The organism is Sporichthya sp. (assembly GCF_013815995.1).
Lineage (GTDB): Bacteria > Actinomycetota > Actinomycetes > Sporichthyales > Sporichthyaceae > Sporichthya.
This window is the reverse complement of sequence record NZ_JACDFE010000220.1, coordinates 1-7,675: the sequence shown is the minus strand read 5'-3', so window position 1 is coordinate 7,675 and position 7,675 is coordinate 1. Positions and strand designations below refer to the sequence as shown.

Annotated in this window: 5 protein-coding genes; 2 read left to right on the top strand and 3 right to left on the bottom strand. The window is 72.1% G+C overall.

Translation table 11 applies throughout. The features are described 5' to 3' along the window. Window positions 1-150 precede the first annotated feature (150 nt). The gene (msrA, locus tag H0X00_RS19530) at window positions 151-795 is read right to left on the bottom strand and encodes a peptide-methionine (S)-S-oxide reductase MsrA (RefSeq protein WP_293774089.1); all 645 of its coding nucleotides are present in this window, start codon (window positions 793-795) and stop codon (window positions 151-153) included. A gap of 192 nt (window positions 796-987) precedes the next feature. Here msrA and H0X00_RS19525 point away from each other — a divergent pair, with 192 nt between their 5' ends. Continuing rightward, entirely contained in the window at window positions 988-2,136 is a 1,149-nt protein-coding gene (locus tag H0X00_RS19525; RefSeq protein WP_293774088.1) for a cystathionine gamma-synthase, read from the top strand. Here H0X00_RS19525 and H0X00_RS19520 read toward each other — a convergent pair. Continuing rightward, window positions 2,059-3,399 carry an MFS transporter gene (locus H0X00_RS19520; protein WP_293774087.1) on the bottom strand — a complete coding sequence of 447 codons (1,341 nt, stop codon included), beginning with the start codon at window positions 3,397-3,399 and terminating at the stop codon, window positions 2,059-2,061. The genes H0X00_RS19525 and H0X00_RS19520 overlap by 78 nt on opposite strands. A 175-nt stretch (window positions 3,400-3,574) precedes the next feature. Here H0X00_RS19520 and H0X00_RS19515 point away from each other — a divergent pair, with 175 nt between their 5' ends. Then, window positions 3,575-5,860, top strand: coding sequence for an ATP-binding domain-containing protein (locus H0X00_RS19515; RefSeq protein ID WP_367186701.1), 2,286 nt, complete (start codon window positions 3,575-3,577; stop codon window positions 5,858-5,860). Window positions 5,861-5,909: 49 nt separating this feature from the next. Here the strand turns inward: H0X00_RS19515 and H0X00_RS19510 are convergent. Further along, on the bottom strand, window positions 5,910-7,675 hold a 1,766-nt coding region (locus H0X00_RS19510), incomplete at its 5' end, for a hypothetical protein (RefSeq protein ID WP_293774084.1).

The following is a 7,675-nucleotide window of genomic DNA, read 5'->3' as shown; positions in this document are numbered from 1 at the left end:
ATGCCCCGCTACGGACTCCGCGTCCAACAACTCAAGCTCATCGATCCTGCGACCCTGCATGAACTGATCGTCTCGAGGCGCCCGCAGGCAGGTCCAGACCGACACGCATTGTTCAGCAGGCTCCTAGGACCCAGCCGGGCTGGGCCGGGGTCAGTCCCGCGGGAACTTCACGCCGGTGTCGGCGTGGCAGTCGTAACCGTGCGGGACCTTGTACAGGTACTGCTGGTGGTAGTCCTCGGCGAAGTAGAACTCGCCGGCCGGGGCGATCTCGGTGGTGATCTGGTCGAGGCCGGCCTTGGTGAGCGCGCCCTGGTAGAGGGCGGCCGATTCCTGGGCGATCTTCGCCTGCTCCTCGGTGGTGGTGTAGATCCCGGAGCGGTACTGGGTGCCGATGTCCCCGCCCTGCCGGTTGGCTGTGGTGGGGTCGTGGATCTCCCAGAACTTCACCAGCAGATCGGCGTAGGAGATCTTCGCGGGGTCGAAGACCACCAGCACGGCCTCGGTGTGGCCGGTGCGTGCGGTGCAGGTCTCCTCGTACGTCGGGTTCGGGGTGAACCCGCCGGTGTAGCCGACGGCCGTCACCCAGGCGCCCTCGGTCTGCCAGAACTTGCGCTCGGCGCCCCAGAAGCAGCCGAGGCCGAAGATCGCGACCCCGAACCCCTCCGGGTACGGCCCCTCGATCGGGTTGCCGTTGACGGCGTGCCGCTCCGGCACCGGGTACGGGCGGACCGCCCGACCGGGCAGGGCCTCCGCCGGCGTGACCATCGTCTGCTTCGCGCCTCGACCGAACAGCATTGCCAGACCTCCCTCGGTTACCCGGATCCACCGGGTACCTGGGTCAACTCTGCCCTGCCGGGCCCTGTTCCGCCGAAGCGGTTACGCGCGCCTTACGGGGTCGGCTCCGCCTAACAGTTCGCCGATGCCAGTCACCCGGCTCGGGGCGCGGTGCGCTCATGGGGCGGATCCTCGCGCATTAGCGTGGGGACCATGGTTGATCCCCAGCAGGGCTTCTCGACCCGCGCCATCCACGCCGGGCAGGAGCCAGACCCGACCACCGGCGCCGTGGTCCCGCCGATCTACGCGGTGTCCACCTACAAGCAGGACGGTGTCGGCGGGCTGCGCGGAGGCTACGAGTACAGCCGCAGCGCCAACCCGACCCGGACCGCGCTCGAGGAGTGCCTCGCCGCCCTGGAGGGTGGCGTGCGGGGGATGGCGTTCGCCTCCGGCCTGGCCGCGACCGACACCCTGCTGCGCACCATCGCCTCGCCGGGCGATCACGTGCTGATCCCGGGCGACGCCTACGGCGGCACCTACCGCCTCTTCGCCCGGATCCACGCCCGCTGGGGGCTGGAGTACACCCCCGTCGCCCTCGGCGACCTCGACGCGGTGCGCGCCGCGATGCGGCCCACCACCACGTTGATCTGGTGTGAGACCCCGACCAATCCGCTGCTCGGGATCGCCGACATCGCCGCGCTGGCCGAGGTCGCGCACGACGCCGGCGCCCGCCTTGCCGTCGACAACACCTTCGCCTCGCCCTACCTGCAGCAGCCGCTCGCCCTCGGCGCCGACATCGTCATGCACTCGACGACGAAGTACCTCGGCGGGCACTCCGACGTCGTGGGCGGCGCCCTGGTCGTCGCCGACGCCGCGCTCGGCGAGGAGCTGGCCTATCACCAGAACGCGATCGGCGGCGTGGCCGGGCCCTTCGATGCTTGGCTGGTGCTGCGCGGCATCAAGACCCTTGCGGTGCGGATGGAACGGCACTGCGCGAACGCGGCGGCCCTGGTCGATCTGCTGACCTCGCACCGCAACGTCACCCACGTGTTCTACCCGGGGCTGCCCGAGCACCCCGGGCACGAGATCGCCGCCAAGCAGATGCGCGACTTCGGCGGGATGATCTCCTTCCGCGTCGTCGGCGGCGAATCTGACGCCCTGGCAGTTTGCGAGCGGGCAAAGCTGTTCACCCTGGGGGAGTCCCTCGGCGGCGTCGAGTCCCTCATCGAGCACCCGGGCAAGATGACCCACGCCTCGGTCGCCGGTTCCGCACTTGAGGTGCCGTCAGATCTGGTGCGGCTGTCCGTCGGGATCGAGGACGTCGAGGACCTGCTCACCGACCTGCGGTGTGCCCTCGGCTGACTTCTGCTCTGCGGCCTTGCGCTCGGCGGCCCGGTGCATGGTCTCGGGCATCCGCACCGCCATGACGAAACCGATCGTCAGCACCAGTGCGGTCGAGGTGAACGCCGCCCCGTAGCCCGCGTGCTCGGCCAGTGCGCCGGCCACCAGCGGCCCGACCACGGCGCCGAGGTCGCTGGCCATCCCGAAGGTGGAGACCACGGTGCCGCCGCGGCCCTGCACCACGTCACCGACCACGGCCGACGGGCCGACCGAGAGCATCGAGGAGGCCGCGCCGAGCAGCGCCATCGCGAACAGGTAGGCGGGCAGGTGCGGCGCGAAGGCGAGCACCAGCGCGCCGCCGGCGCCCAGGGCCGTCCCGCCGAGGAGCATCGGGCGGCGGCCGATCGAGTCGGCGAGCTTGCCGGTCTTCTGCAGCAGGATCACGTCGGTGATGGAGCCGACCAGCAGGCCGAGACCCACCCAGACCGTTCCGCGGTGCAGCGCTTCGACCACGAAGAGCGGGACCAGCGAACTGCGAATGCCGAAGATCGCCCACCCGGTGCCGGCGTTGACGGCGAGCGCGGCCTGGTAGCCCCTGTCCTTCAACGCGGTGCGCAGGGTGGTGACGGGTACGTCGGCGGCGGCGGTGTCCTCCACCTTCGCCGAGCGGTGGAGGAACACCATCGCGATCGCGCCGGCGACGGTGAGCGTGCCGGCGTAGAGGAAGAACGGCAGCCGCAGCGTGATCCCGCCGAGCAGGCCGCCGAGCGCGGGCCCGGTCAGCCCGCCGAGCAGGAAGCCGCCGTAGAACCGGCTGCTGGCCTGCCCGCGCATGCTGGTGGGCACCGAGCGCAGCATCAGGCTCTGGGCCGAGACGCTGAACATCACTGACCCGACGCCGCCGATCGCGCGTAGCGCGAGCATCTGCTCGTAGTTCTGCGAGAGCCCGGTCAGCAGGCTGGAGACCGCGACGATGCCGATGCCGGTCGCCATGATCACCCGCTCGCCGAACTTGTTGACCAGCCAGCCGCCGAACGGGCTGAAACACAGCCGCATGAACGCGAAGGCCGAGATCACCAGGCCGGCGGCGGTCTGCCCGACCCCGAACTCGCGGGCGAAGATCGGGATGACCGGGGCGACGATGCCGAAGCCCAGGGCCACCGAGAACGCGACCGCTGCGAGGACCCAGACCTCACGGGGCATCTCGGAGGTGGCGAACCTCCGGGTGATCAGCGCGCGCATGGCGGCGCCATGCTCGCACGGGTCCTCGGACGGGTCAGGCACATTCCAAGGCCAACCCCAGGGCCGGGCGGGATCTTCCCGCGTCGCAAGTTCACCTGAGCCCTCTAGAATCGGACGTTCGCCCGGAACGGGCGGGTCAGGTCGACGAGGGGATCGCGTGGCCGCGGAGTTCAGCGTCGCCGAGGCCGAGGTCGCGCGCGAGCAGGCCTACGTCTCGATGCTCTACCACCGTCTGGACGAGGTACGGGACGAGGCCGCCCAGCGGCGCCGGGGCGTGGCGCGCAAGGTGGGGAACACCCCGCAGGCCGGTGTCGAGTGGGAGGCGTTCAACACCCTCCACGCGCACCGGCTCGCCGCGCTGGACGCCGCGGCCCGCGGCTTGTGCTTCGGCCGGCTGGACCTCACCGACGGGCCGACCCGGTACATCGGCCGGGTCGGGCTGCAGAACCCCGAGGCCGCCGCTGAGGAACCGATGCTGCTGGACTGGCGCGCGCCGGCGGCCCAGCCGTTCTACCTGGCCACGGCGGTGGAGCCGGCCGGGGTCGGGCGGCGGCGCCGGATCGCGTCCTCGGGCCGCACCGTCACCGGTGTCTCCGACGAGATCTTCGACGCCGACGCCGCCTCCCGCTATCAGGGCGAGCTGGTGGGGGAGGCCGCGCTGCTCTCCGCCCTCTCGGCCGCGCGCACCGGGCGGATGGGCGACGTCGTCGAGACCATCCAGGCCGAGCAGGACCGGATCATCCGGGCCGAGCGCCAGGGCGTGCTGGTCGTGGCCGGCGGGCCCGGCACCGGCAAGACCGCGGTGGCCCTGCACCGGGCCGCCTACCTGCTCTACGCGCACCGCGAGGTGCTGGCCCGCCGGGTCGTGCTGGTGATCGGCCCGAGCCCCACGTTCTGCGACTACATCGGCCAGGTGCTCCCCAGCCTGGGCGAGACCGACGTGCTGCTGCGCAGCATCGGCGCGCTGATCCCCGACCTGGAACCGACGCTGACCGAGACGCCCGCGGTCGCGGAACTCAAGGGCCGCCTGGTGATGGCCGAGGTCGTCGCGGCCGCCCTGCGGAAGCGGGAGGAATCCGGACCGGACGGCCTGCGGGTTCGCCACGTCGGCTACGAACTGCGGGTCGATGCCCGGGCGTGCCGGCGGATCGCGGACTCGGCGCGACGCGGCGGGCGGTTGCACAACGACGCCCGCCCCGGCGTGCAGCGTCGGCTCATCGACGCCCTGGCCCGGCACTACGTCGCCCAGGTCGGCGCCGACCCACGCGGCGGCAAGAATCTGCTCGACGAGCACGACCAGACCGACCTGCGCCGTGAGCTGGCCGACGAGCCCGCGGTCCTCGCCGCGATCGAGTCCGTGTGGCCGTGGCTGACCCCGGAGGACCTGATCGGCGGGCTGTTCGCCGACCCGAAGCGGCTCGCGGCCGCCGCACCCCAGCTCACCGCCGCCGAGCGGGAGATGTTGGTGCGCGCGCCCGGGGCGGGCTGGAGCGACGCCGACGTCCCGCTGCTGGACGAGGCCGCGGAATTGCTCGGTGAGCTCCCGGACTACGCCGCCGAGGCGCGGGCCCGCGCCTCCGAGGCCGAGCGCGTCGAGCTGGAGGACTACGCCGCCGGTGTGCTGGCGATCGCGCAGGGGTCGCGGTCCACCGACATCGAGGACGAAGCCGGCTCGGACGAGGCCGCCGAGGTACTCAGCGTCTTCGACGTCGTCTCCGGGCGCGGCCTGGCCGGCCGGATGGACGAGATCGACGACCGGACCCCGGTGGAGCGCGCCGCCGCGGACCGGAGCTGGACCTACGGCCACGTGATCGTCGACGAGGCGCAGGAGCTCACCGCGATGGCCTGGCGGGCCCTGATGCGCCGGATCCCGACGCGGTCGATGACCATCGTCGGCGACCTGTTCCAGAGCTCCTCCCCGGGCGGGGCGTCCTCGTGGGGCGACGTGCTCTCGCCCTACGTGCGCGCCGAGAACTGGCGGGTCGCGGAGCTGACCGTCAACTACCGGGCGCCGTCCGAGGTGATGGCGGTCGCCGCCCGGGTGCTCACCGAGATCGATCCGGGCGCCACCCCGCCCCGGTCGGTGCGCACCGTCGGCGTGCTGCCGTGGAAGGAACGGGTGGACGGCGCTGAGCTGGGCACCCGGCTGCGCAAGGCGGCCGAGGCCGAGCTGGACGCCGGCGCCGGCAACCTGGCCGTGCTGGTCGCGGCCGGCGGCGAGGCGGAGGCCTGGGCGGCGCTGGAAGGCACTCCGGGACTGGCGACCGTCGGGCCGCACGGCCCCGACCTGCGGGCCCGCGTCGTCGTTCTGACGGTGGGTCAGGTCAAGGGTCTGGAGTTCGACTCCGTGCTGGTGATCGAGCCCGCCGCGATCGTCGAGGCTTCCGCCCGCGGCCGCAACGACCTCTACGTCGCCCTCACCCGCGCCACCACCCGCCTCGGCATCCTGCACACCCGCGAGCTCCCGCCGAGCCTGGCCGACGACGCGGGCTGGGCCTTCTGATCGATCCCCCGAACCATTAGGCGTGACACGCTTTGTGGTTCGGGGCGGGTCAGCCGGCGCGGCGGGCGTTGCGGTTGCGCAGGCGCAGGTAGTCGCTGACGACGTAGTCGCCGAGGCGGTCCGGGTCGGGGTAGAAGACGCGGCCGCCGCTGCGCCGGGCGACCTCCTCGCAGAACGCGGCCAGGCGGGGGTCCTCGTCGAGGGAGAAGATGTTGAGCATCGCGCCGCGCCGGGTCATCGCGTCGACCTGGGCGTAGGTCAGCGACAGGGTGGACGGGGCAGGCGGCCAGTCGAAGTGCACGCCGCCGTCGCGCAGCAGGTGCGCGGTCGGTTCGCCGTCGGTGACGACCAGCACGATCCGCTCGCTGCCCGGGTGCTTGTCCAGGAACTTCCCGGACAGCAGCAAGGCGTGCTGCAGGTTCGTGCCTTGGACGTAGTCCGGTTCCAGGGTCGCCAGTTCCGTCGCGGAGATCTCCTGCGCATAGCGGGAGAAGCCGATCAGCTGCACGGCGTCCGAGGGGTACATCCCGGTGACCAGCGTGTGCAGCGCGAGCGCGGTGGTCTTGGCCTGGATCCAGGTGTCGCGCAGCACCATCGAGTACGACATGTCGATCAGCACCGACACCGCGGCCCGGCCGCGACGCTCGGTCTCGGCGACCTCGAAGTCCTCGACGGCCAACGCGATCCGCCCGCCACCTTCGGGCGCTCCACCGCGGCGCACCGCGTTGGTCAACGTGCGGACGACGTCGATCGGTTGCTCGTCGCCGAACTGCCAGGCACGGGTGGATCCGGTCAGCTCCCCGGCGGCGCCGGCGGAGTGGATCTCGTGGTTGCCGTGGCGGTGGGCCGACAGCGAGGCGAAGACCTTGCGCAGCGCGGACTGCCCGATCCGGCGCACCGCCTTCGGGGTCAGCTCGAGTCGGCCGCCGGAGCGGTTCAGCCAGCCCTGCTCCTCCAGCTCGCGCTGGATCCGGCGCAGTTCGGCGAGGTCGTCCAGCGCGCCGCGACCCAGCGCCCGGCGCACGGCGTCCTCGTCGACGTCGTCCAGGCTCGCGCCGGGGTACTCCTGGCCGAGGGTGGACATCAGTTCCTCCGCGTCGGACAGGTCCTGGAAGGCGGTGGTGGCATTGCCCATGCCCAGGGATTCCTGCCCGGTCAGCTTCGACCCGCCGTCCCAGTCCAGGTCCGGGCGTCGGGACCGGAGCGCGTCGCCGAGCCGGCTCATCTCGGAGGACATCCCGAGATCGGAGAACACGCCTTCGGCGGCCTCGGCCAGCTCGGCGCGTTGCTCCGGAGTGAGGGACGCCATCATCCGCTGGGCCGCGGCCATCCGGCGGGCGAGGGAGTCGACGAGCTCGTCCAGGTTCTGCGGGTTGTCCGGAAAGAAGTCGCCGTAGCGGTCCATGAAGCAGTCGAACTGATCCTGTGTCAGTTCACCGCGCTCGTCGGCGGCGAGCATCTCGTTCAGCTCGGCCAGCATGTCGCGCACGCGCGCCATGTCCTCCGGGGTCGCGCCGTCCAGGGCTTCCTTCATGCCGGCGAAGCGGCTGTCCAGGACCTCGCGGCGGAGCAGGTCCTGGGCCTGCTCGAAGGCCTCCGCAGCTTCCGGCGAGCGCCAGTCGTAGTTCTGCAGTTCCTGGATCGCCTGCGCCGTCCCCGGCGGCACCGCGTCGAGCCGGGTCTCCCGGAAGCGCGCGTCGTCGTCGGCGTCGCCGAAGAGCTGCGCCCGCTCCTGGCCGATGGCGGTGTCGACCAGGGCACGCACCTCGTCCAGGGTGCTGTCGGCGTTGCCGCGGCGGCGGATCTCCTTGCGCC